The sequence below is a fragment of the Klebsiella sp. WOUb02 genome (genome assembly GCF_050058015.1).
GTDB lineage: Bacteria > Pseudomonadota > Gammaproteobacteria > Enterobacterales > Enterobacteriaceae > Klebsiella.
This window is the reverse complement of sequence record NZ_CP170110.1, coordinates 3428518-3451648: the sequence shown is the minus strand read 5'-3', so window position 1 is coordinate 3451648 and position 23131 is coordinate 3428518. Positions and strand designations below refer to the sequence as shown.

Below are 23131 nucleotides of genomic sequence, written 5' to 3'. Positions count from 1 at the left end.
CGCGGAAATTAGCGCATACCGCAGTAGTCCAGGGTCATCTCGCTCGCGGTTCAGGGCAGCGGCGCATCGGCAGCCTCGATCAGCGCGAACTCTTCGTAAACCAATTCCATCTCCGGCGACCAACTCCCTTCACGCTCGAAAAACGCCCGATGAGCCTGCTGCCAGTAGCGTAGGCTCAAATCGCCTTCGCCTTCCAGGGCGGCAAGCTCCGCGGTCATCTCATTAAAACGAATAATTCTGAGCGCCAGAGTACGGATAACGCAAACCGGCTCGCCGGCGCCGTTGAGCACGATGTGCCAGGCGCCGGGGGGGACCGGCGGATTTGCCTGCCGATAGCTGGCAAGCGAGCCGCAGGTGCCGCGCTTTTTGCCGGCGATAACCAGCGCCGCCAGCTCGTCGGCCAGCTCGGGGGAGTCGCCAAATGACCAGCAAAAGGCGCCGGGATAGCGCTGCCGCCAAAGGGCCTGCAGATCGTTCATGTTAGCGAACCCCGCCGTAGGCCAGAGTCACCTCTTTGGCGGCTTTAATCGCCAGCGCGCCCAGCTCTGTGACGCGATCGTCGGTTATCCGCGAGATGGGCCCGGAGATGGAGATTGCGGCAAACGGCTCGCGGTGTTCGTCATAGATGCAGGAAGCGACGCAGCGCAGGCCGAGGGCATGCTCTTCGTCATCGAAGGAGTAGCCGCGCTTGCGGGTCTGGGCCAGGTCCTCTTTCAGATGCACCGGCGATACCAGCGTGGCGTGAGTGTAGGCGTGCAGGCCTTTGCGGTGCAGGAGGCCGGTGACCTGCTCTTCGCTCAGCTGTGACAGGAAGGCTTTACCCGCGCCGGAGGCGTGCATCGGCAGCTTGCCGCCAATCGGCGCCGACATGCGCATCAGCTGCGTGCACTGCACCTGGTCGATAATAATCGCCTGGTGGTCGCTCTGATCCAACACCGCCAGGTTAACCGTTTCGCCGGAGTCCTCCATCAGCTGGCGTAAAATAGGGTGCACGATGGCCAGCAGGTTGCGGCTTTGCAGAAAGCTGCTGCCGACCACAAAGGCGTGGGCGCCTACCGACCAGTGTCCGAGCTCGCCCACCTGGCGCACGAAGCCCAGCTGCTGCATGGTCGTCAGCAGGCGGTGGGTTGTCGAATTCGGCAGGCCGGCCTGCTGCGCCAGCTCGGTTAACGCGACGCTGCTGTGCGATTCAGAAATCCATTCGAGTAATTTTAGCCCACGGGTAAGCGACTGAACCTGTCCGCCAGCCTGAGGGGCGGCGGGCGTCGCGGGTTTTCTGCCGCGCTTTGCGGGAACGGGAGTGGCCATCGCAGATTCCTTTTTTCTGTATCGTGGAAATAGTTTTCGTTTTATTCTCCCATTTTGCAATCACAACCGGACTGATCGGATGAGTGAAGCTGAACATGTCTCATATTGTCCGCCGTTCCCTTTCCCGCCCCTGTGGTTTATGCCAGTATGGTTCGTTGAGTTTTTCGGTCTGGTTGAGCGTTGTCGGGAGCGAGTGTGAGCAGCAAAGTTGAGCAACTGCATCAGCAGTTAAAAAAACGTATTTTGGTTCTGGATGGCGGCATGGGCACCATGATCCAGGGCTATCGTCTGAGTGAAGAGGAGTTCCGCGGCGCGCGCTTTGCCGACTGGCCCTGCGATCTGAAAGGCAATAACGACCTGCTGGTGCTCAGCAAGCCGGACGTGATCCGCGCCATTCACGATGCCTACTTCGAGGCCGGGGCGGATATCATTGAAACCAACACCTTTAACTCGACGACTATCGCGATGGCGGATTACCAGATGGAATCCCTGTCGGCGGAAATCAACTTTGCCGCGGCAAAGCTGGCGCGCGCCAGCGCCGACGCGTGGACCGCCCGGACGCCGGACAAGCCGCGCTACGTCGCGGGCGTCCTCGGCCCGACTAACCGCACCGCTTCCATCTCTCCTGACGTTAACGACCCCGCCTACCGCAACATCACCTTCGACGGGCTGGTGGAAGCCTACCGTGAGTCAACGAAGGCGCTGGTGGAAGGGGGCGTCGACCTGATTATGATCGAGACGGTGTTCGACACCCTCAACGCCAAAGCGGCGATCTTTGCCGTGAAAGAGGAGTTTGAGGCGCTGGGCGTGGAGCTGCCGATCATGATCTCCGGCACCATCACCGATGCCTCCGGACGCACGCTCTCCGGGCAAACCACTGAAGCGTTTTACAACTCGCTGCGCCACGCCGATGCGTTCACCTTCGGCCTCAACTGCGCCCTCGGCCCGGACGAGCTGCGCCAGTACGTGCAGGAACTCTCGCGCATCGCCGAATGCTACGTCACCGCGCATCCCAACGCGGGCCTGCCGAACGCCTTTGGCGAATACGATCTGGACGCCGATACTATGGCCGCGCAGATTCGCGAGTGGGCGGAATCCGGGTTCCTGAATATCGTCGGCGGCTGCTGCGGCACCACCCCGGAGCATATCGCGGCCATGTCGCGCGCCGTGGCCGGTCTCGCGCCGCGCGCGCTGCCGGAAATCCCGGTAGCCTGCCGCCTTTCCGGCCTCGAGCCGCTGAATATCGGCGACGACAGCCTGTTTGTTAACGTCGGCGAACGGACCAACGTGACCGGCTCTGCGAAGTTCAAGCGGCTGATTAAAGAAGAAAAATATAACGAAGCGCTGGACGTTGCCCGCCAGCAGGTCGAGAGCGGCGCGCAGATTATCGATATCAACATGGACGAGGGGATGCTCGACGCGGAAGCGGCGATGGTGCGTTTCCTCAACCTGATTGCCGGCGAACCCGATATTGCTCGCGTGCCGATTATGATCGACTCCTCGAAGTGGGAGGTCATCGAAAAGGGGCTGAAGTGCATTCAGGGCAAAGGCATCGTCAACTCTATCTCGATGAAAGAGGGGATCGAGCCGTTTATCGATCATGCTAAAAAAGTGCGCCGCTACGGCGCCGCCGTGGTGGTGATGGCCTTCGACGAGCAGGGCCAGGCCGATACCCGCGCGCGCAAAATCGAGATTTGCCGCCGGGCGTACAAAATTCTGACCGAAGAGGTGGGCTTCCCGCCGGAAGATATCATCTTCGACCCCAATATCTTCGCGGTGGCGACCGGTATTGAAGAGCACAACAACTACGCGCAGGACTTTATCGGCGCCTGTGAAGATATCAAACGCGAGCTGCCGCACGTGCTGATTTCCGGCGGCGTCTCCAACGTCTCGTTCTCCTTCCGCGGCAACGATCCGGTCCGCGAGGCGATTCACGCCGTCTTCCTCTACTACGCCATTCGCAACGGCATGGACATGGGGATTGTTAACGCCGGGCAACTGGCGATTTATGACGACCTGCCCGCCGAGCTGCGCGATGCCGTCGAAGACGTGATCCTCAACCGTCACGACGAGGGCACCGATCGCCTGCTGGAGCTGGCGGAAAAGTATCGCGGCAGCAAAACGGACGACTCCGCCAACGCCCAGCAGGCGGAATGGCGCAGCTGGGACGTTAAAAAGCGTCTTGAATACTCGCTGGTGAAAGGGATCACCGAATTTATCGAGCTCGACACCGAAGAGGCGCGTCAGCAGTCGGCCCGCCCCATCGAGGTGATTGAAGGTCCGCTGATGGACGGCATGAACGTGGTGGGCGATCTGTTCGGCGAGGGTAAAATGTTCCTCCCGCAGGTGGTGAAATCGGCCCGCGTGATGAAGCAGGCGGTGGCCTACCTCGAACCCTATATTGAAGCCAGCAAAGAAAAAGGTTCCAGCAACGGCAAGATGGTGATCGCCACCGTCAAAGGCGACGTGCACGACATCGGTAAAAACATCGTCGGCGTGGTGCTGCAGTGTAATAACTACGAAATCATCGATCTGGGCGTGATGGTCCCGGCGGACAAAATCCTCAAAACCGCCCGTGAAGTGAATGCCGATCTGATCGGCCTCTCCGGGCTGATTACCCCGTCGCTGGATGAAATGGTCAACGTGGCGAAAGAGATGGAGCGCCAGGGCTTTACCCTGCCGCTGCTGATTGGCGGCGCCACCACCTCCAAAGCGCATACGGCGGTAAAAATCGAGCAGAACTATAGCGGTCCGACGGTCTACGTGCAGAACGCCTCGCGTACCGTGGGCGTGGTCTCAGCCTTACTTTCGGCTACCCAGCGCGATGATTTTGTCGCCCGTACGCGTAAAGAGTACGAAGCCGTGCGGATCCAGCACGGACGCAAGAAGCCGCGCACCCCGCCGGTCACCCTGGCGGCCGCCCGCGAAAACGATCTGGCGTTCGACTGGGAAAGCTATACGCCGCCGGTGGCCCATCGCCTCGGCGTGCAGGAGGTCGAAGCCAGCATCGAAACGCTGCGTAACTATATCGACTGGACGCCGTTCTTTATGACCTGGTCGCTGGCCGGGAAATACCCGCGCATCCTCGAGGATGAAGTGGTGGGCGAAGAGGCGCAGCGGCTATTTAAAGATGCCAACGATCTGCTGGACAAGCTGAGCGCGGAGAAGTCGCTGAACCCGCGCGGGGTGGTGGGATTATTCCCGGCTAACCGCGTCGGCGACGACATCGAAATCTACCGCGACGAGACGCGCACCCACGTTCTGACCGTCAGCCATCACCTGCGTCAGCAGACCGAGAAAGTCGGGTTTGCTAACTACTGCCTCGCCGATTTTGTCGCGCCGAAGCTGAGCGGTAAGGCCGACTATCTTGGCGCGTTCGCGGTTACCGGCGGGCTGGAGGAAGATGCCCTGGCCGAGGCCTTTGACGCTCAGCACGATGATTACAACAAAATCATGGTTAAGGCGATCGCCGACCGTCTGGCCGAGGCGTTTGCGGAGTATCTGCACGAGCGCGTGCGCAAGGTTTACTGGGGCTATGCCGCCAACGAGAACCTGAGCAACGAGGAGCTGATCCGCGAGAACTATCAGGGGATTCGCCCGGCGCCGGGCTATCCGGCCTGTCCGGAGCATACCGAAAAAGCCGTTATCTGGGAGCTGCTGGACGTGGAGGCGCATACCGGCATGAAGCTGACTGAGTCCTACGCCATGTGGCCGGGCGCCTCGGTTTCCGGCTGGTACTTCAGCCATCCGGACAGCAAGTACTACGCCGTGGCGCAGATCCAGCGCGATCAGGTGGAGGACTACGCGCTGCGCAAAGGAATGACCCCTGGCGAAGTTGAGCGCTGGCTGGCGCCGAACCTGGGCTACGACGCGGACTAGCCGCAGACTGTCACAAATTTGTCATCTTATCTTACAACTTACAGGGCGCTCCGATGGCGCCCTGTCTCTTTATTGCTGCTAAACCCTTATACTGGGGTATTGATTCAGAACGCCCGGACGATGTAGCCCGGCTACGCACAGCGTCGCCGGGGGAGTTCCGTATCGGGTTATCTGCATTTATCCGTCGGATAATAAGGAGAACAACAATCCGTGTTAACTCTGCTACACCTGCTTTCTGCCGTCGCCCTGCTGGTTTGGGGCACCCATATCGTTCGTACCGGCGTGATGCGCGTCTATGGCGCACGCCTGCGATCCGTTCTCAGCAGTAGCGTCGAGAAAAAGCCGCTCGCCTTCTGCGCCGGTATTGGCGTCACGGCCCTGGTGCAGAGTAGCAACGCCACCACCATGCTGGTCACCTCGTTTGTGGCCCAGGATCTGGTCGCGCTGGCGCCGGCGTTGGTGATTGTGCTGGGCGCCGACGTGGGGACCGCGCTGATGGCGAGGGTGCTGACTTTCGACCTCTCCTGGCTCTCGCCGCTGCTGATTTTTATCGGCGTGATTTTCTTCCTTGGCCGCAAGCAAACCCGCGCCGGACAGGCTGGGGCGGGTCGGTATCGGGCTGGGGCTGATTTTATTAGCGCTGGAGCTGATCGTGCAGGCGGTGCACCCCATCACCCAGGCCAACGGCGTGCAGGTTATCTTCGCCTCGCTGACCGGCGATATCATGCTGGATGCGCTGATTGGCGCCATGTTCGCCATCGTGAGCTACTCCAGCCTCGCGGCGGTGCTGTTAACCGCCACGCTCACCTCCACCGGCGTGATTTCGTTCCCGGTTGCGCTATGCCTGGTGATTGGCGCGAACCTTGGCTCCGGGATCCTGGCGATGATCAACAACAGCGCCGCCAACGCCGCCGCGCGCCGCGTCGCGCTTGGTAGCCTGCTATTTAAGCTGGTGGGCAGCCTGATTATCCTGCCGTTTGTCCACCTGCTGGCCGATGCGATGCACAGGCTGCCGTTACCGGAAGCGGAGCTGGTGATTTACTTCCACGTCTTCTACAACCTGATCCGCTGCGTGGCGATGGTGCCGTTCGCCGAGCCGATGGCCCGGCTCTGCAGGCGCCTGATTCAGGAAGAGCCGGATCAGGATCTGCACCTGAAGCCGAAGCATCTGGATCCCTCGGCGCTGGATACGCCGGCCCTGGCGTTGGCCAACGCCGCGCGCGAGACGCTGCGCATTGGCGACGCCATGGAGCAGATGCTGGATGGCCTGCGCAAGGTGATGCACGGCGAGCCGCGGGAAGAGAAGGCGCTTCGCCGGCTGGCGGACGATATCAACGTGCTTTATACCGCCATCAAGCTCTATCTGGCGCGGATGCCGAAAGATGAACTGGCCGAAGAGGAGTCTCGCCGCTGGGCGGAGATTATCGAAATGGCGCTCAACCTCGAGCAGGCGTCCGATATCGTTGAGAGAATGGGCAGCGAAATTGCCGATAAATCGCTGGCCGCGCGGCGGGCGTTCTCCGTTGAAGGATTGAAGGAGCTGGACGGCCTGTACGATCAGTCTGCTGAGCAACCTCCAGCTGGCGATGTCGGTCTTCTTCTCCAGCGACGTCCCGAGCGCCCGGCGCCTGCGCCGCAACAAGCATCGTTTCCGCATTATGAACCGCCGCTACTCGCACGCGCACGTCGATCGCCTCCATCAGCAGAACGTGCAGAGCATTGAAACCAGACTCGCTGCATCTCGGGCTGCTGGGCGATATGAAGCGTCTCAACTCGCTGTTCTGTTCGGTTGCCTACAGCGTGATGGAGCAGCCGGACGAAGATGACGAGCGGGATGATTATTAAGACCGGCCGCAGCGCCCCGGTAACATCCCGCGGGCGCTGCGCCGGCCAGGCTAGCGGCTCTCCCCGGCGGGGAGAGCGGGATAGTGATTAAAAGCGGTGTCCGGCTTCGACAGGGACCGCTTCTTTTCCGGCAGTAAACACCAGCGTCGGGTTCGGGCCGCCGAGGGTGGCGTGTCCCTGCGCAACCTGAATCCAGTTTCCTTCCGGTAAACCGATAATCACCAGCTCCGGCGCCACCACCAGCAGCTCACGGATCCGCTGTTCGCGGGTTTCGCCCTTGTGTCCTTCCGGCAGGGCGTTGGTGAAGTGCGGGTTAATCTGCAGCGGGAATAGCCCCAGGGCGTCAAACCCCTGCGGGTCAACGATCGGCATATCGTTGGTGGTGCGGATGGTCGGGCAGGCGAGATTGGCGCCGGCGCTCCAGCCGATATAGAGCGCGCCGCGCCTGACCACGTCCACCACCGGCGCCAGCAGGCCGCGCGTGCGGCACTCTTTGAGCAGCTGGAAGGTATTGCCGCCGCCTACGATGACCACGTCGGCGGTCTCAATTGCCGCCGCAGGGTCCGCGACGCTGTGGATCCCCGTGACGGTTACGCCAAGAGGGGCAAAGACCGCGGCGGTTTTGGCGGTGTAATCATCCCAGCTCTGCGTGACGCCGGCGAAAGGGATAAACACCGCTGAACGGCGGCCGTTCAGCTGCCCGGAAATGACCGGCAGCGCGTGTTCCAGCCATGCCTTGCCGGGCAGGGTTGAGTTACTGAGTAGCAGTAGTTCCATCTTTTCTCCGTGATAACCGCCGTCGTTCAGGCCGTTTGCGCCTGGCGGAGCCGCAAACGGCCTGAACGCTTTTGGTATGGCCATAATGACAAAGTCGGCTGGCGATCCTACCACCGCTTGCCCCCGTGCTCGCTGATGTGGCTCACGATGTTGTCAGGTTGCGACACGCCGCGTCGCCGCAGCCTGCGACTCGCGATTAATCATGGCTAATATCCTCCGCATGGGCCAGCAGATACTGTTCGGCTTCGCCGGACCAGATCCCGTGATGGCGCTCCATAATTGCCGCCAGCTCCGGATCGGCAATGTTGCCCAGCGGGGTCAGCGGAATGGATTTCCCGGCGTAAACCAGCTTTTTGCCGCCGCCGACGGCCGGTAAATCGAGGGTGGTTTCGCCCGCAGCGTTGAGCCCAAGAATATGGGTCACCACTTTCGCCGCCTGCACCTTTTTCGCCTGCATCAGCGCAACGGCGGCGCGCATATCATCGGTGTTGCCGCCGGAGGTGCCGACGTAGTGGGTAAAGGCGTAGTGGACGTCGTAAAAGTTAACCGGCGCGCTAAACTGTTTATCCTGCGGGCCGGCGAAGAAGTTCAGGCAGCCGTCGGCGGCCAGCAGCGAGGAGGCCAGGGTAACCAGCTCCTCTTTCGGCACGAAAACGAAAATATCGTCAAACCCGTGGCCGCCGGTCAGCGCCATCAGCGTCTCCCGGCTGGCGTCACGGCCGTCGAGGTAGTGGATCAGGGTTTGCGGCTCTGAAGGATAGTGCCGACGGGCGTAGCTCAGCTTGGGCTGATTGGTGTCGGTGACCACCAGCAGAGAGGGGTTGATCGGGCCGTGCAGGGCATAGTCGATCGCCAGCAGGCCCATCGGACCAGTGCCGCCGAGGATCAGCGTGCGTCCCCGCGGGCGGATGCCCATCGTATGGTTATAGGTGCCTTCCTGCAGGTGATAGTTGGCGTTGAAGGCGCCAATAACGCAGGAGAGCGGCTCAACCAGCGAGCCTTCAAACCAGGTTTCACCCTCCCAGCAGAGCAGACAGTCCTGGGTCATCACCTCGTCGGGGATCACCACGTGGGTGGCTTCACCGCCGATCCACGGGAAGGAGTAGCCGGGGCAATCCGGGCGATCCGCCAGCTGCAGGTTGGCCTGAATCACGTAGCGCTGGCCGGCGTGGAATTTATGCTGCCACTTTTTGCCGACCGCGAGGATTTCGCCGCAAAACTCATGGCCGATGATAATCGGGTTGAGCGCAACATCGTTCGGGACCTTTTTATGGTCCTCGCCCTGATTGGCCTCTTTCCAGGAGGAGAGACACAGGCTGTCGGTCACCACCCGGGCGAGAATTTCATCCTCCCCCATGGCCGGGAGTTCGAAGGTTTCCAGGCGCAGATCGCGTTTGCCATAAAGACGTAGAGCCGTCGTTTTCATATTTACCACCTCATCCCCTTTATCTTGCGGGGTTAGTTTATTGAAACCGCCCCGACGGCGCGTCGGGGCGAAAGATCAGGACAGGAAGCCCAGCGCGTTACCGATAATCCCGAGGCCAAACAGGGCGAAAATGAGCCATACCGGGTTCACCTTTTTATTGAGCAGGCGCACCATCAGCAGGGTCAGCCCCAGGGCCAGCAGGCCCGGGCAAAGCTGGTCGAGGATGTTCTGTACGGTCATGGTGACGGTGGCGCCGTCAGCGCCCGGGGTTTGGGAGACCACCAGCGGCACGTTGATGGTGGTCCACTTCGTCACCAGCACGCCCATGACGAACAGGCCGAGGATTGAGGCGCCTTCGGTGAGCTTTTGCAGCAGGTTGCCGCCCATATCGCTGACGATATTGACCCCTTTACGGAAGCCAAGCTGCAGGCCGTACCACTTCATAGCCAGGCGTACCGCGTTGAAAATAAAGAAGAACAGCAGCGGGCCAAGAATATTGCCGGAGAGCGCCAGCGAAGCGCCGAGCGCGGCGGTAATCGGGCGCAGGGTTCCCCAGACCAGCGGATCGCCGACCCCGGCCAGCGGACCCATCAGCCCGACCTTGATGCCGTTAATCGCGCCGTCGTCAATCGCCGCGCCGTTGGCGCGCGCCTCTTCCATCGCGGCGGTGACGCCCAGCACCGGGCCGCAAACCGCGGGCGTGGTATTGAAGAACACCAGATGACGCCTGAGGGCCGCAACCTGATCCTCCTTCAGCGGGTACAGGCGCTTGATCGCCGGGATCATGTCGTAGCAAAATCCCAGGCCATGAATACGTTCGAAGTTAAAAGAGGCCTGCTGCAGGTTGGAGCGCAGAAACATGCTAACCAGGTCGCCTTGCGTGAGTTTTTTCTGTTCCATGGTCGGCTCCATCAGTCGTCAAGTTGGTCAAGGGCGGTGGAAGAGGCGGCGGTAGCCTGGGGTTCAGGCCTGCGCCACTGCGGATTGAGCTGGATATAAATCAGCGCGATGATGACCCCCACGCCGCCGAAGGCCAGCAGGCTAAAGTTGAGGTAACCGCCGGCGAGAAAACCAAGGAAAAAGAAGGGCATCAGATATTTCACGCCCATCATGCGCAGGACCATGGCGTAGCCGACCACGACGATAAAACCGCCGGCAATTTGCAGGCCGCGGGTCACGAATTCCGGAATGGCATTCAGCATGCTGCTGACCATATCGGCGCTGACGAACATCGACACCACCAGCGCCGGAACGGCGACGCGTAGTGCCTGAACGCCGAGCGCCGAGACGTGCAGCAGATCGATGGTGCGAAAGCGGGCCTCTTCGGCTGCTTTATCCGCCGCGTGCTGGAAGACCACCGTAATGGTGCGGGCAAAGACGGTCAGCACCTGTCCGGCTGCGGCAACCGGCAGGGCGATGGCGATACCGGTCGCGATGCTTTGCTGGCCGACGATGACTAAAATGGCCGCAATGATGCTGGCGAGGGCTGAATCCGGAGACTGCGCCGCGCCGACGTTCATCCAGCCGAGGGCGATCAGCTCCAGGGTGCCGCCGAGCATAATTCCGGTTTTTAAATCACCGAGAATCAGACCGATCGCCGTACAGGCGATTAACGGGCGGTGGGTCTGGAACTCATCCAGCACGCTGCCCATTCCGGCAATACAGGAAAAAATAAATATGGCTATTATTTGTAGGGTACTTATTTCCATAATATGTCACCTTGAGGGTATAAGAATCCCTGCCTGTTACGGCATGAATATGGCGTCGTTGAGGTCCGCAGATTAAGACCGGCGCTGTTTTTTTTATTCTGTAATGGACTGTTCGGCTATTTTATCGAGAATATTTACCGACGGATCCGAGGCGACGACGCGTAAATCCAGGCTGACGCCTGATTTATCCAGTTCGCGAAACGCATGAATATCCGCTTCATCTAATGAGACCGCCTTGGTTAATTGTTTTTTACCCGGTCGCCAGGCCATTCCGCCAATATTTAAGGTGGCAATATTCACTCCCTGGCGGACCATCGTTAAGACATCCTGGGGATTAGTAAATAAATAAAAAACGGATTCGTTTTGATATTGCGGATTATGATAAACGGCCACCGCTTTTTCGAGATTAACGACGTTAACCTTCATTCCCGGCGGCGCGGCTTGGCGGAGTAAGGTTCGGCGTACCTCATCGTTATACACATCGTCGTTGCAGATAATAATGCGCCGGGCATTGGCCACTTTGCACCAGACGGTGGTCACCTGGCCGTGGATCAGCCGGTCATCGATGCGGGCGAGAGTCACGTTCATCAGAAATCCTCCTCAACGGTTTGCGGGAGCCGCCAGACCATGCAGCACTGGCTGGCGATGGCGCTCAAATGGTCGCACAGGGCATCGACGGTCATGGAGTGCTGGTTATCCACCAGCTCCAGCGCCAGCGGCAGAGAGAGACCGCTGATCACCCGCAGCTGCGGGTTGTTCATCGCCAGCCCGGCGGCGGCGTTCCACGGACTACCGCACTGCAAATCGACGGCAATCAGCCACTCACCAGTGTTGTGGGTACTTACTAACTTTTCCAGCTTAGCGGCGATATCGCCGGTATTTTCTCCGGGGACAAACGCCACGGCGCTGACGCTGACGTCGCCGTAGACCATGCGGACGGAATCCAGCATGGCGCAGGCCAGCTGGCCGTGGGCACAGAAAATAGCGTTGACCATAGGATCTCCTTAACCGCGGGTTTTACCGCCGGCAATGTTAGTGGTTACTCCGGTTATATAGCTCGCACGCTCTGAAAGCAGGTAGCAAACGTAGTCCGCTACCTCGCTCAAACGCCCGGCGCGGCCGATGGGAATCGCGTTTTTGCTGTAGCCCTCGCGCAGCTGTTCAACGCTGATGCCGCGGGTCCAGGCCAGCGCTTCTTCATACTCCGGCGTGCGCAGCCCGGTTTTTTCCAGAATACCCGGCGCGACGCCCACCACGCGGATACCGTGTTTTCCCAGCTCCTTCGACCATGAACGGGTGAAGCTATTCAGCGCCGCCTTGGTGGCCGCATAGCAGCTCTGGCCCTCAGAGCCTTCCAGCCCGCTTTCTGACGAGACGTTAACAATCACCCCCGCGCGCTGCTTCACCATCTGCCGGGCGACCGCCTGCGACATTAAAAAGACGCCTTTTTGGTTAATGTTGACCATTTTCTCAAAGGCCGCTTCATTCAGCTCATAGCGGCCGGCGGGGGCCTTTTCATCAACTAACAGCCGGGGGAAGTTAACCCCGGCGTTATTCACCAGGCCATCGATATGTCCGCCGCGCTGAATAATTTGCTCGATGCTGTGCTTCACTTCGCCGGCGTGGGAAATATCTGTCGGCCAGAACGTATAATTTTCACTATCATGATATTTATCGCCGCCGTGAATATCGGCCATGTGCACCCTGGCGCCTTGCTTAATTAATTCATCGACAATGGCCAGCCCGATTCCGGAGGCGCCGCCGGTGACAATAACTATTTTATCTTTGAGGTTTAGCCATGTTTTCATCGTCGTATTCTCGTTATTTAGATAAAGGGAGTCCGCGCAGCGCCGGCTGCGTGAATAGAGCTTCTTATTTTATTTCAGCAATAGCTCGGCGGTTTCTCTGTTCGTGACCAGACAGTTAATGTAGCCGCCGTTCAGGGCGCCGACGATCCCGCTATATTTCTCCGCGCCGATGGCGATACCCACGGAATAGCGCGCGTGCTTCAACCGGGCGATATCAATAGAGAGCGTTTTTTCGTTCATATTGGTTTCAACGACGCCGCCGTTGATATCGTAAAAGCGCGAGCAAATATCGCCGGCGACCTGGCGGGCGTTGAGATCGTCGCTCTCTTCGCTGCCGTAAAACGCGTGCCAGTTCGCGCCGTCGCGGATCGCCGGGGAGCCGATCCCCACCAGCGCAATATCCAGATTGTCCCAGTAGGATGAGATGGTCTGAAAGTGGCTGGACTGCATGATGCCGTTACGGATCAGGGTATTTTCCAGCAGCGCCGGGAAGTCGGCGAGATGCGACTCGGCCTTCAGTTTCGCCGCCGCGCTATAGGTCAAGGTGTTGACGTGGTAGCGGCTCTCCAGCTTACCGGAGGGGCCGCCGATAATCGGTACGCAGATCGCCTGCCGCGACTGGCTGGCCTGCGGCAGCGTTTCGACCAGCGCCCGCACCGCGCGTCCCCAGGAAAAGCCGATAATATCGCCGGGCTCCAGCAGCCGATCGACCAGCTGAGCGCCGTGCTGTCCGATGGTATTGAGCTGGTCCTCTTCCTGCGCCGAGCTGCAGGAAGCCACCACCGCCTCTTTAAGGGCAAATTTTTGCTTCAGCTGCTGCTCCAGCCACAGGTTTTCGTTGTAGTCATAGTTGATGGCGATGGTGACGATGCCCTGCTCGCGGCCGCGTTTTAGCAGGCGGCTAATCGTGGTGCGGTAAATACCCAGCTCGCGGGCAATCTGCGCCTGGGTCATGTCCTGCTCATAATAGAGCTGGGCAATTTTCACGATTAAGCGGATATCGTCGCTATTTTCGGCGGTCATCTGCGGGCTCCTGCACGTTTGTGCAAATCACGTTGTCGCTACCTTGATCTGATATAACCCCATCAACGACCGACCACAAAGCAATTTTCACCCGTTTCATTAGGCTATGGCGGGCGTTTGTATTGCACATTTGTTTATCCGCTCGCCGGCGGCTGGCACCTTTGTGCCGGATTGCCTAATCGCTTGATTCTGCTTATTTTCACCGGGCAAAGTTGCAGGCGGTTCCGCAGGACACTTTTGTGTAGAAAGACGCGGCAGATCACATTTAGCGCCAGGGCGCCGGCGCGTGATTATTTTCGATTGCCCGCCGGCTGAGGTATATTTCTCGCTTTACCCATAAAAGCGTTCAAGTTTTATCGAGGCGGCAGGAGAACGAACTCCCGGCAGCATAGAAATCTATGTGGTCGGCGTAGCCAACGCGGAGACAACTTGAAGGATGAAGTGTTTCAGGAGACGTCATGCTGCCCGACTCATCAACCCGACTCAATAAATACATCAGTGAAAGCGGAATTTGCTCGCGTCGCGAGGCGGATCGCTACATTGAACAAGGCAACGTTTTCCTCAACGGCAAGCGCGCCACCATTGGCGATCGGGTCGCCCCGGGCGATGTCGTGAAGGTCAACGGCCAGCTCATCGAGCCGCGTGAAGCGGAGGATCTGGTGTTTATCGCGCTGAATAAACCGGTGGGGATCGTCAGCACTACCGAGGACAGCGAACGCGACAACATCGTCGATTTTGTGAATCACAGCAAGCGCGTTTTCCCTATCGGCCGGCTGGATAAAGACTCCCAGGGGCTGATCTTCCTGACCAACCACGGCGATCTGGTGAATAAGATCCTGCGCGCCGGCAACGATCACGAAAAGGAGTACCTGGTGACCGTCGATAAGCCGGTGACCGACGAGTTCGTGCGCGGGCTGGGGGCGGGCGTACCGATCCTCGGCACGGTAACGAAGAAGTGCAAAGTGAAAAAAGAGGCGCCGTTCGTCTTCCGCATTACCCTGGTTCAGGGGCTTAACCGGCAGATTCGCCGGATGTGCGAACACTTTGGCTATGAGGTGACGAAGCTTGAGCGTACGCGGATTATGAATATCGGCCTGTCGGGATTACCCCTCGGCGAGTGGCGCGATCTGACGGATGATGAGCTGGTTGCGCTATTTAAGCTGATCGAGAATTCGTCCTCTGAGGCCAAACCGAAGGCGAAAGCGAAGCCGAAAACGGCGGGCATCAAGCGTCCGGTGGTGAACGTGGAAAAGAGCAGCGAGAAGGGGCGCCCGGCGGCAAACGGCAAACGTTTTAACCAGCCGGGACGGAAAAAGAAAGGGCGCTAGCGTCTGCCGCGCGTCGGCGTGTTCGCCGACCAGGAGAATGATGCGTCGCTGTCGGGTTTATAGGCCTGCTTTTTCTTTAACTGGCGGGCCTTTTTCGCCTCAGCTTCGCGCAGCACCATCAGCTTATCGATGTACTCTTTTTTGACGGCGTTGGTTTCCGCGTTGGTCAGCAGGCGGCCGTGCGCGATTCTCGCCCGGTCCAGCAGCGTTTTTAGCTCGCGCTGCTCGCGCTCGGTCATATCTTGTTGCGTAATGCGGGGAAGTGCCATAGTAGAACCCTCAGTCAGCCGATAATTCAGTGTACGGCAATACCGGGTCGACTGACAGTCTGGTTACGCGCCGGGCGCGGAGAGGGCGGGAAAACGCCCGGCCAGGCGCCGTAAGCGGCCTGTCCGGGCGATGAAGGCGTGGCGTTACTTCTTTTTCTTCTCGGTGGGCTTAGCGGACCAGTAGCCGGCCAGCAGCGATCCGGAAAGGTTGTGCCAGACCGAGAACAGCGCGCCGGGCAGGGCGGCAAGCGGGCCGAAGTAGATTTTCCCCAGCGCCGCCGCCAGTCCGGAGTTTTGCATCCCTACCTCAATGGCCAGCGTGCGGCAGGTCGACTCGTCGAAGCCAAACAGACGCCCGCCCCAGTAGCCGCCGAGCAGCCCGATGGCGTTATGCAGGATCACCGCGACTATCACCACCAGGCCCACGGAGGCAATGTGCGAAGCGGAGCCGGCCACCACGGCGCTGATGATCGCCAGAATGCAGAGCATGGAAAACGCGGGCAGGAAAGGCTCGATCGCCTTGACCACCTTCGGCAGCAGGTGGTGAATGACAAGCCCCAGCGCAATCGGGATAACCACGATTTGCAGGATGCTGAGCAGCATGCCCGCGACATCGACCTGAATATGCGCATCGACGTACAGGCGCGTCAGCAGCGGCGTCGCCACCACGCCAACCAGCGTGGAGACGGAAGAGATGGTGACCGAGAGCGCCACATCGCCTTTCGCCAGGTAGATCATTACGTTAGATGCCGTACCGCTGGCAACGCTGCCCACCAGCACCATCCCGGCCGACAGCTCCGGCGGCATGCGGAACAGCAGCGCCAGCGCCCAGGCGGCGAGCGGCATCACCAGGTAGTGCAGAAAAATCCCCGCCGCCACCGGCGCCGGGCGCGACAGCACGCGCTTAAAGTCGTCCAGCTTCAGGTGCACGCCCATCCCGAACATGATGAGCATCAGCAGGGTGGTAACCCAGGGGCCGATAGGGGTAAAGGTGGTCGGCGTGTAATAGGCAAGAACGGAGAGCAGCAGCGCCCAAAGCGGGAACAGCCGTGTCAGCATAGCGAGCATGTTGTTTTCCTTGCCATTGGCTCGTCATCTTCCAGGCCGGCTGTGCCCGCTGCCCGAACGATTGCGAGTAGGTTGTGTTGATATAGTTATAAAAAAGCCGGGTTCGAGCCCGGCTATAGGTAATATTTATCGCGTGAAGGAATATTATTCAAACAAATTATGATGCAGCTTCTGCACGACCTTCTCCGCGTCGGCGCCCGGCACCAGGAAGCAGAGGTTATGGCTGGATGCGCCATAGCAGATCATGCGAATGTTGAACGGCTCCAGTACGCCGAAGACCTCTTTGCCGACGCCGCAGGCTTTTGAGAGCTCGTTGCCGATCAGCGCCACCAGCGCCAGATCCTGCTCCACTTCTACGCGGCACAGGGAGGAGAGCTCGGTGAGCAGTGCCTGGGTGAGCAGGGTATCGGTAGCGGAAGTTGAGCCGGTAGTGTCCATGGTCAGGGCAATGCTGACTTCCGACGTGGTGATCAGATCCACGGAGATATTGTGGCGCGCCAGAATGCCGAACACTTCGGCCAGGAAGCCGCGGGAGTGCAGCATATTCAGGCTGTGCAGGGTCAGCAGCGTCTGGCGACGGCGCAGCGCCAGCGCGCGGAACAGCGGCGGGCGTTCGGTTTTATTGCACACCAGGGTGCCGCCGGCTTTCGGCTCTTTGCTGGAGCCGACGAAGACCGGGATATCGCTACGCACCGCAGGAAGCAGCGTGGCCGGATGCAGCACCTTGGCGCCGAAGGTGGCCATTTCTGCGGCTTCGGCAAAGGCGATAACGTCGATGCGTTTTGCCGCCGGGGCAACGCGCGGGTCGGTGGTGTAGATCCCCGGAACGTCGGTCCAGATATCGACGCGGCTGGCGTTGAGGGCTTCGCCCAGCAGGGCGGCGGTGTAATCGCTGCCTCCGCGACCGAGGGTGGTGGTGCGGCCTTTCGCTTCGCTACCGATAAAGCCCTGGGTGACTACCAGCCCTTCGGCAAGGCGCGGCGTCAGCCTGCAGTTGGGTGAGCTCAGCCAGGGCGGCGATATCGGGCTCGGCGCGGCCGAAGCGATCGTTGGTGCGCATCACTTTACGCACGTCAAACCACTGGGCGGCAATGCCGCGCTCGCGCAGGATTTCGACAAACAGCAGGGTGGACATCAGTTCGCCGTGGCTGACCAGCTCATCGGTTAGCGCCGTCGAGCTTGCCAGCGCCGCGGCTTCCGCCAGAGTGGTGATGTTCTCCAGCAGGCGCTCGATCTCTTCACGAATCACGTTGGGATAGCGCAGGCGTTCAAGAATATTGAACTGAATCTGGCGCAGCGCTTCAAGCTTATCGAAACGCTCGGTGGGTTCCAGCCCGTCGGCTAAGGCAACCAGAAGATTGGTAACACCCGCAGAGGCGGACAGCACCACCACGCGAGTGTTTTCATCAATCAGCGCAACGTCAACGCTGCGATTCATGGCATCGAAATCGGCAACGCTGGTGCCGCCGAATTTGGCTACAACTAAATCTGTCATAACAACCTCGTGTCAGGGGGGCCTGACTTATTAAAACGATTCCTGATTGGGTTTGGGCTGGACGCAACCTAACAGTCATAAAATGTCTTAATAAGCCAGGCCAAATTATTCAGCCATGGCACAAGGGAAGAGCGAAAAACAGGGTGGGCGCAGAGAGATAAACAGCTACGATGTCACCCAGAAGTGCTCCACCTTGTAGACCCGTTCCCCGACCTTTTGCGTCAGTTCCTGAGTATGAAACGCCCGACTGCGAACGTTTCTGGTGACAACCCAGGGGATTCAGCCCCTGTGGCCGGTGATGAACGTACCAGACGCTCTTTCACCTCGGCGTTGCTCCCCCTCACGTATTTTCCCCGGACTGGTTCCTCCAATACGGTTACCTGGGCAACGCACCTCTTCTGGCAATTACCGACGTCTTTCACTTTGCCTGGGGGCGCTGGTCATGATAGCCCCTGCCATACCCTTTCGCTGTAGCGTGAAATGCGCGAGCAATACATACCTGGTAATACGCAGGCAGTGCAGCTATATAAAGGCTTCGGAGGGGGTATGTCAACGCTGCGGTTATGCGGATTTTTCATACGCGGGCGATTAACAGCAAAAAGCCTTATGATGAGGCCGGCCGCTCTCCGGCGGGCCGCCGCCCGGTGGCCGGGAGTCCGCCGCTCTGCCCGACGTTCGCGGACGATCCCCCGCGCGCTGCCTCGGGGCGCTTTGCCCGAGTTTATGTCTATACTGGTAGTGGTTTTTTACCCTGATCTGGCCCTGTTCCTGACGCGCGTCAACGGCATAACACAAAAATCATCACAATTTTTTGCCTCCGGCGCTACAATCGACCGCAGTCACAATTCTCAAATCAGAAGAGTATTGCTCATGAAAAACATCAACCCAACGCAGACATCTGCCTGGCAGGCGCTACAGAAACACTTTGATGAAATGAAAGACGTCACTATCAGCGAGCTTTTCGCTAAAGATAGCGATCGTTTTACTAAGTTTTCCGCAACCTTCGACGATCTGATGCTGGTGGATTTTTCCAAAAACCGCATTACCGAAGAGACGCTGGCGAAACTGCAGGATCTGGCCAAAGAGACCGAGCTGGCAGACGCCATCAAATCGATGTTCTCCGGCGAGAAAATCAACCGTACCGAAGATCGTGCCGTGCTGCACGTCGCGCTGCGCAACCGGAGCAATACCCCTATCATCGTTGACGGCAAAGATGTGATGCCGGAAGTCAACGCGGTGCTGGAGAAGATGAAAGCCTTCTCCGAAGCGATCATCTCCGGCAGCTGGAAAGGCTATACCGGCAAGGCGATTACCGACGTGGTTAACATCGGCATCGGCGGCTCCGACCTCGGTCCGTTTATGGTGACCGAAGCGCTGCGTCCGTACAAAAATCACCTCAATATGCACTTTGTTTCCAACGTCGACGGCACCCACATTGCGGAAGTGCTGAAAGGCGTGAATCCGGAAACCACGCTGTTCCTGGTAGCATCAAAAACCTTTACCACCCAGGAAACGATGACCAACGCCCACAGCGCGCGCGACTGGTTCCTGGCAACCGCCGGCGATGACAAACACGTGGCGAAACACTTCGCGGCGCTCTCCACCAACGGTAAAGCGGTGGGCGAGTTTGGTATCGACACCGCCAACATGTTTGAATTCTGGGATTGGGTTGGCGGCCGCTACTCCCTGTGGTCGGCGATCGGCCTGTCGATCATCCTCTCCGTTGGTTTTGACAACTTCGTTGAGCTGCTGTCCGGCGCGCACGCGATGGATAAACACTTCTCCACCACGCCGGCCGAGCAAAACCTGCCGGTGCTGCTGGCGCTGATCGGTATCTGGTACAACAACTTCTTCGGCGCAGAGACCGAAGCGATTCTGCCGTACGACCAGTATATGCACCGCTTTGCTGCCTATTTCCAGCAGGGCAACATGGAGTCTAACGGCAAATACGTTGACCGCAGCGGCAACGCCGTGGATTACCAGACCGGCCCAATCATCTGGGGTGAGCCTGGCACCAACGGCCAGCATGCGTTCTACCAGCTGATCCACCAGGGAACCAAAATGGTGCCGTGCGATTTCATCGCGCCTGCGATCACGCACAACCCGCTCTCTGACCACCATCCGAAGCTGCTGTCCAACTTCTTCGCCCAGACCGAAGCGCTGGCGTTCGGCAAATCGCGTGACGTGGTTGAGCAGGAGTATCGCGATCAGGGTAAAGATCCGGCAACCCTGGATCACGTGGTGCCGTTCAAAGTCTTCGAAGGTAACCGCCCGACTAACTCGATCCTGCTGCGTGAAATCACCCCGTTCAGCCTCGGCGCGCTGATCGCGCTGTATGAACATAAGATCTTCACTCAGGGCGCGATCCTTAACATCTTCACTTTCGACCAGTGGGGCGTTGAGCTGGGTAAACAGCTGGCTAACCGTATTCTGCCGGAGCTGAAAGATGGCGCTGACGTCAGCAGCCACGATAGCTCGACCAACGGCCTGATTAACCGCTATAAATCCTGGCGCGCGTAATCAGCGTTAATCCGCTTCAATGCCGGCCTCAGGGCCGGCATTTTTTATGGCAGACGGCGCAATAATTTCGCCGGATTTCCCGCCCACACGCCTTTCTCGCTAATCGAGCGGGTGACCACGCTGCCCGCGCCAATCACCGCGCCGTCGCAGATGCTGACCGCCAGAATAGTTGCCCCGCTGCCGATAGAGACGTCGTTGCCCACCACAATTCTTCCCCAGCTCTCGCGATCGGCGTTGGGCTTACCGTCGCGGAACATGTCGTTGGCAAACATCACGCCGTGGCCGATAAAGCAGCGTTCGCCGAGGGTAACGTACTCGCAGATAAAGGTATGGGACTGGATTTTGGTGTCTGCCCCGACCGTCGTATTGCCCTGAATCTCGACGAACGGCCCGACGAAGACGTTATCGCCGAGGCGACAGTTGTAAAGGTTAGCGGGCTGGTAGATCACCACATTTTCGCCGCTTTCGACGTTGCGAACGCCGGTATCACGAAGCGTGTGCATGATTATTCCTCTCCGATCCGTTTGGCCAGAATATGCAGGGTGCTTTGCTGGGTGGCGGAGCGAAAAACGGTGTCTTTAATATGCCGCATGCCCAGGCGCTCATAGAAGCGCCGGGCGCCGGTATTCGCGGCCAGCACTTCCAGCCACAGCCAGCGTTCGCCCTCATCTTTAGCCCGCGCTTCGACGGCGCTAAAAAGCCGTTCGCCGTAGCGATGCCCCGTTTCGCCGGGTAGTAGATAGAGCTTATGCAGCAGGGTGCCCTGCGGGCCGTCGGGCTCAATTCGCTGGCGATACGTGAATTTGGCGAAGCCTATCGGGCGCTGGTCTTCGGCGATTAGCCAGCGGCAGTTTGCCTCGGCCAGGCTGCGCTGCAGGGCTTCGGCGGCATACTCCTGCTGGATAAAGCGCTCCAGTTCGCTGGCGCTGTGCCAGAGGTGGGCGAAGTGGTGGCGATAGCTGGCGTCGCCCATTTCGCCGAGCAGGGCCGCGTCCTCCCGCTGCGCCGTACGTATTGTCAGCATGGCTGTCTCCTTTTTAACCCGCCAGTGTGGCAAGTGATTGTTACATTTGGCGCAACGGACGCAAAAAGTTAACGAATAATATCGATCTGGATCACGTTTTTGCGTTATACAGATCGGCAGGAATAATGAAGATAAGAGGTGTGCGTATGCCGTCGGTCTATCGTCCGCTGGTGAATTTTATTGCGACGGCCATGCAGGCCGTTCTGAACCTGGCGCTGCTGTGCCTGGGCGTGATTCTGGTGGTCTTTCTCGGCAAGGAGACCTTCCATCTGGCGCACGTGCTGTTTACTCCGGAGCCGGTCAGCAAGTACAAGCTGGTGGAAGGGCTGGTGGTCTATTTTCTCTATTTCGAGTTTATCGCGCTGATTGTGAAGTACTTTGAGTCGGGCTTTCATTTCCCGCTGCGCTATTTCGTCTACATCGGTATTACCGCGATTGTGCGCCTGATTATCGTCGACCACGACTCGCCGATGGCGGTGCTGATCTACTCCGCGGCGATCCTGCTGCTGGTGATTACGCTGTGGCTGTGTAACTCCAATCGCCTGAAGCGCGAATAAAAAAAAGCGGCCTCCAGCGGCCGCTGACCAACAGTCACAAATTTAATTTATGTAGGGTCCAGTTGAGGATAGCAGTGGCATTTGCCTTACTTTTTCAGCTGAGGGAGGCGGCTGCCGTACCCGGTTGGGGTTCGTGTACAGCAACTGAGCCGCCATCCCTCCTCTGAAATTTGGGGCGGGTATAACAATGAAACTTAACCTTTCACTCCCCCCGCGGTCAGACCGTTGACCAGCCAGCGCTGCGCCAGCAGGAAGACCACGGTAATCGGGATGGCGGAGAGCACCGCCGCCGCGGCAAAGTCGCCCCACAGGTAGTTCTGCGGGTTGAGGTACTGCTGCATGCCAACCGCCAGCGTATAGCTGTTCACATCGCGCAGCAGCAGGGACGCAACCGGAACTTCGGTAATCGCGGCGATAAACGACAGAATAAAGACCACCGCCAGAATCGGCACCGACAGCGGCAGCAGAACCAGACGGAAGGCCTGCCACGGCGTCGCGCCGTCCAGCGCCGCCGCTTCTTCCAGCGAACCGTCGATGGTTTCGAAGTAGCCTTTAATGGTCCAGACGTGCAGCGCGATGCCGCCCATGTAAGCGAAGATAACGCCGCCGTGGGTGTTCAGGCCGACAAACGGCAGATACTGGCCGAGGCGGTCAAACAGGGCGTACAGGGCAACCAGCGACAGCACCGCCGGGAACATCTGGAAAATCAGCATCCCTTTCAGCAGGGTGGCCTTGCCCGGGAAGCGCATGCGGGCGAAGGCGTAGGCGCAGGTGGTGGAGAGCGCCACGATGCCGATGGCGGTGATCCCGGCCACTTTCACCGAGTTCCACAGCCACAGCAGCACCGGGAACGGCGGCGGGGTGACGCGGCCGTCAGCGTGTTCGACGCTGAAGCCCAGCGCCAGCCGCCAGTGCTCCCAGGAGATCTGGTCCGGGATCAGGCTGCCGGTGGCGAAGTTACCCTCGCGCAGGGAGATAGCAATAACCATCAGCAGCGGGAACATAATCGCCGCGATAAAAATGAGCAGCAGGAGGTGCGTGGTGAGCAGACGCAGCTTCTGAGATTTGGGTTGTACCATAGCCATGTTCAGAGCC

The 23131-nt window shown here is 59.2% G+C and carries 19 protein-coding genes, 2 pseudogenes and 1 riboswitch; of the genes and pseudogenes, 5 read left to right on the top strand and 16 right to left on the bottom strand.

All coding sequences use genetic code 11. The features are described 5' to 3' along the window. Positions 1-50 precede the first annotated feature (50 nt). The gene (locus ABOC21_RS23710; RefSeq protein WP_426813499.1) at positions 51-479 is read right to left on the bottom strand and encodes an ASCH domain-containing protein; all 429 of its coding nucleotides are present in this window, start codon (positions 477-479) and stop codon (positions 51-53) included. Position 480: 1 nt separating this feature from the next. Beyond that, on the bottom strand, positions 481-1308 hold the full coding sequence (gene iclR, locus ABOC21_RS23705) for a glyoxylate bypass operon transcriptional repressor IclR (RefSeq protein ID WP_426813498.1): 828 nt from the start codon (positions 1306-1308) through the stop codon (positions 481-483). Between the two features lie 195 nt (positions 1309-1503). Between iclR and metH the strand changes: the two genes are divergently transcribed. Both metH and ABOC21_RS23695 read left to right on the top strand, forming a co-directional pair. After that, the gene (gene metH / locus ABOC21_RS23700) at positions 1504-5187 is read left to right on the top strand and encodes a methionine synthase (protein WP_426813497.1); all 3684 of its coding nucleotides are present in this window, start codon (positions 1504-1506) and stop codon (positions 5185-5187) included. Between the two features lie 210 nt (positions 5188-5397). Next, positions 5398-7032: pseudogene (locus ABOC21_RS23695) on the top strand (Na/Pi cotransporter family protein). Between the two features lie 87 nt (positions 7033-7119). Here ABOC21_RS23695 and pepE read toward each other — a convergent pair. The 8 genes from pepE to ABOC21_RS23655 form a co-directional block, all read right to left on the bottom strand. After that, positions 7120-7809: a dipeptidase PepE gene (gene pepE / locus ABOC21_RS23690; protein WP_426813496.1), complete on the bottom strand. Its 690-nt coding sequence runs from the start codon at positions 7807-7809 to the stop codon at positions 7120-7122. A gap of 196 nt (positions 7810-8005) precedes the next feature. Beyond that, a complete protein-coding gene (sorE, locus tag ABOC21_RS23685) occupies positions 8006-9235 on the bottom strand; it encodes an L-sorbose 1-phosphate reductase (protein WP_426813495.1) in 1230 nt (409 codons plus the stop codon). Between the two features lie 75 nt (positions 9236-9310). Beyond that, positions 9311-10135 (bottom strand): PTS system mannose/fructose/sorbose family transporter subunit IID, encoded by an 825-nt coding sequence (locus ABOC21_RS23680; protein WP_426813494.1) that lies wholly within the window; start codon positions 10133-10135, stop codon positions 9311-9313. Positions 10136-10146: 11 nt separating this feature from the next. Further along, positions 10147-10944, bottom strand: coding sequence for a PTS mannose/fructose/sorbose transporter subunit IIC (locus ABOC21_RS23675; RefSeq protein ID WP_426813493.1), 798 nt, complete (start codon positions 10942-10944; stop codon positions 10147-10149). A gap of 93 nt (positions 10945-11037) precedes the next feature. Next, a complete protein-coding gene (locus ABOC21_RS23670; RefSeq protein ID WP_426813492.1) occupies positions 11038-11532 on the bottom strand; it encodes a mannose/fructose/sorbose PTS transporter subunit IIB in 495 nt (164 codons plus the stop codon). Further along, a complete protein-coding gene (locus tag ABOC21_RS23665) occupies positions 11532-11939 on the bottom strand; it encodes a mannose/fructose/sorbose PTS transporter subunit IIA (protein WP_426813491.1) in 408 nt (135 codons plus the stop codon). The genes ABOC21_RS23670 and ABOC21_RS23665 overlap by 1 nt, the downstream gene beginning before the upstream one ends. A 9-nt stretch (positions 11940-11948) precedes the next feature. Then, positions 11949-12752, bottom strand: coding sequence for an SDR family oxidoreductase (locus ABOC21_RS23660; protein WP_426813490.1), 804 nt, complete (start codon positions 12750-12752; stop codon positions 11949-11951). A gap of 69 nt (positions 12753-12821) precedes the next feature. Then, positions 12822-13775 carry a sugar-binding transcriptional regulator gene (locus ABOC21_RS23655; RefSeq protein WP_426813489.1) on the bottom strand — a complete coding sequence of 318 codons (954 nt, stop codon included), beginning with the start codon at positions 13773-13775 and terminating at the stop codon, positions 12822-12824. A gap of 458 nt (positions 13776-14233) precedes the next feature. Between ABOC21_RS23655 and rluF the strand changes: the two genes are divergently transcribed. Beyond that, positions 14234-15103 carry a 23S rRNA pseudouridine(2604) synthase RluF gene (rluF, locus tag ABOC21_RS23650; RefSeq protein ID WP_426813488.1) on the top strand — a complete coding sequence of 290 codons (870 nt, stop codon included), beginning with the start codon at positions 14234-14236 and terminating at the stop codon, positions 15101-15103. Here rluF and ABOC21_RS23645 read toward each other — a convergent pair. The 3 genes and pseudogenes from ABOC21_RS23645 to lysC form a co-directional block, all read right to left on the bottom strand. Then, positions 15100-15372 carry a DUF3811 domain-containing protein gene (locus ABOC21_RS23645; protein WP_123757723.1) on the bottom strand — a complete coding sequence of 91 codons (273 nt, stop codon included), beginning with the start codon at positions 15370-15372 and terminating at the stop codon, positions 15100-15102. The two genes, rluF and ABOC21_RS23645, sit on opposite strands and share 4 nt — an antisense overlap. Positions 15373-15516: 144 nt before the next feature. Next, complete coding sequence (gene panS / locus ABOC21_RS23640) at positions 15517-16440, bottom strand: ketopantoate/pantoate/pantothenate transporter PanS (protein WP_426813487.1); 924 nt, start codon at positions 16438-16440, stop codon at positions 15517-15519. A gap of 144 nt (positions 16441-16584) precedes the next feature. After that, positions 16585-17935: pseudogene (lysC, locus tag ABOC21_RS23635) on the bottom strand (lysine-sensitive aspartokinase 3). A 173-nt stretch (positions 17936-18108) separates the two neighbouring features. Continuing rightward, a riboswitch (Lysine riboswitch) is annotated at positions 18109-18341 on the bottom strand. Positions 18342-18805: 464 nt separating this feature from the next. On the opposite strand from lysC, the gene pgi reads away from it, so the two are divergent. Beyond that, positions 18806-20455 (top strand): glucose-6-phosphate isomerase, encoded by a 1650-nt coding sequence (gene pgi, locus ABOC21_RS23630; protein ID WP_426813486.1) that lies wholly within the window; start codon positions 18806-18808, stop codon positions 20453-20455. Positions 20456-20499: 44 nt separating this feature from the next. Here the strand turns inward: pgi and ABOC21_RS23625 are convergent, their stop codons facing one another. Together ABOC21_RS23625 and ABOC21_RS23620 are read right to left on the bottom strand one after the other, a co-directional pair. Further along, positions 20500-20958 carry an acyltransferase gene (locus ABOC21_RS23625; protein WP_426813485.1) on the bottom strand — a complete coding sequence of 153 codons (459 nt, stop codon included), beginning with the start codon at positions 20956-20958 and terminating at the stop codon, positions 20500-20502. Positions 20959-20960: 2 nt separating this feature from the next. Next, positions 20961-21479 carry an N-acetyltransferase family protein gene (locus tag ABOC21_RS23620; RefSeq protein WP_426813484.1) on the bottom strand — a complete coding sequence of 173 codons (519 nt, stop codon included), beginning with the start codon at positions 21477-21479 and terminating at the stop codon, positions 20961-20963. A gap of 146 nt (positions 21480-21625) precedes the next feature. Between ABOC21_RS23620 and psiE the strand changes: the two genes are divergently transcribed. Continuing rightward, a complete protein-coding gene (gene psiE, locus ABOC21_RS23615) occupies positions 21626-22036 on the top strand; it encodes a phosphate-starvation-inducible protein PsiE (protein ID WP_426815571.1) in 411 nt (136 codons plus the stop codon). A 194-nt stretch (positions 22037-22230) separates the two neighbouring features. Here the strand turns inward: psiE and malG are convergent, their stop codons facing one another. Then, positions 22231-23121, bottom strand: a complete 891-nt coding sequence (gene malG, locus ABOC21_RS23610; RefSeq protein ID WP_045853513.1) for a maltose ABC transporter permease MalG — start codon at positions 23119-23121, stop codon at positions 22231-22233. Positions 23122-23131 lie beyond the last annotated feature (10 nt).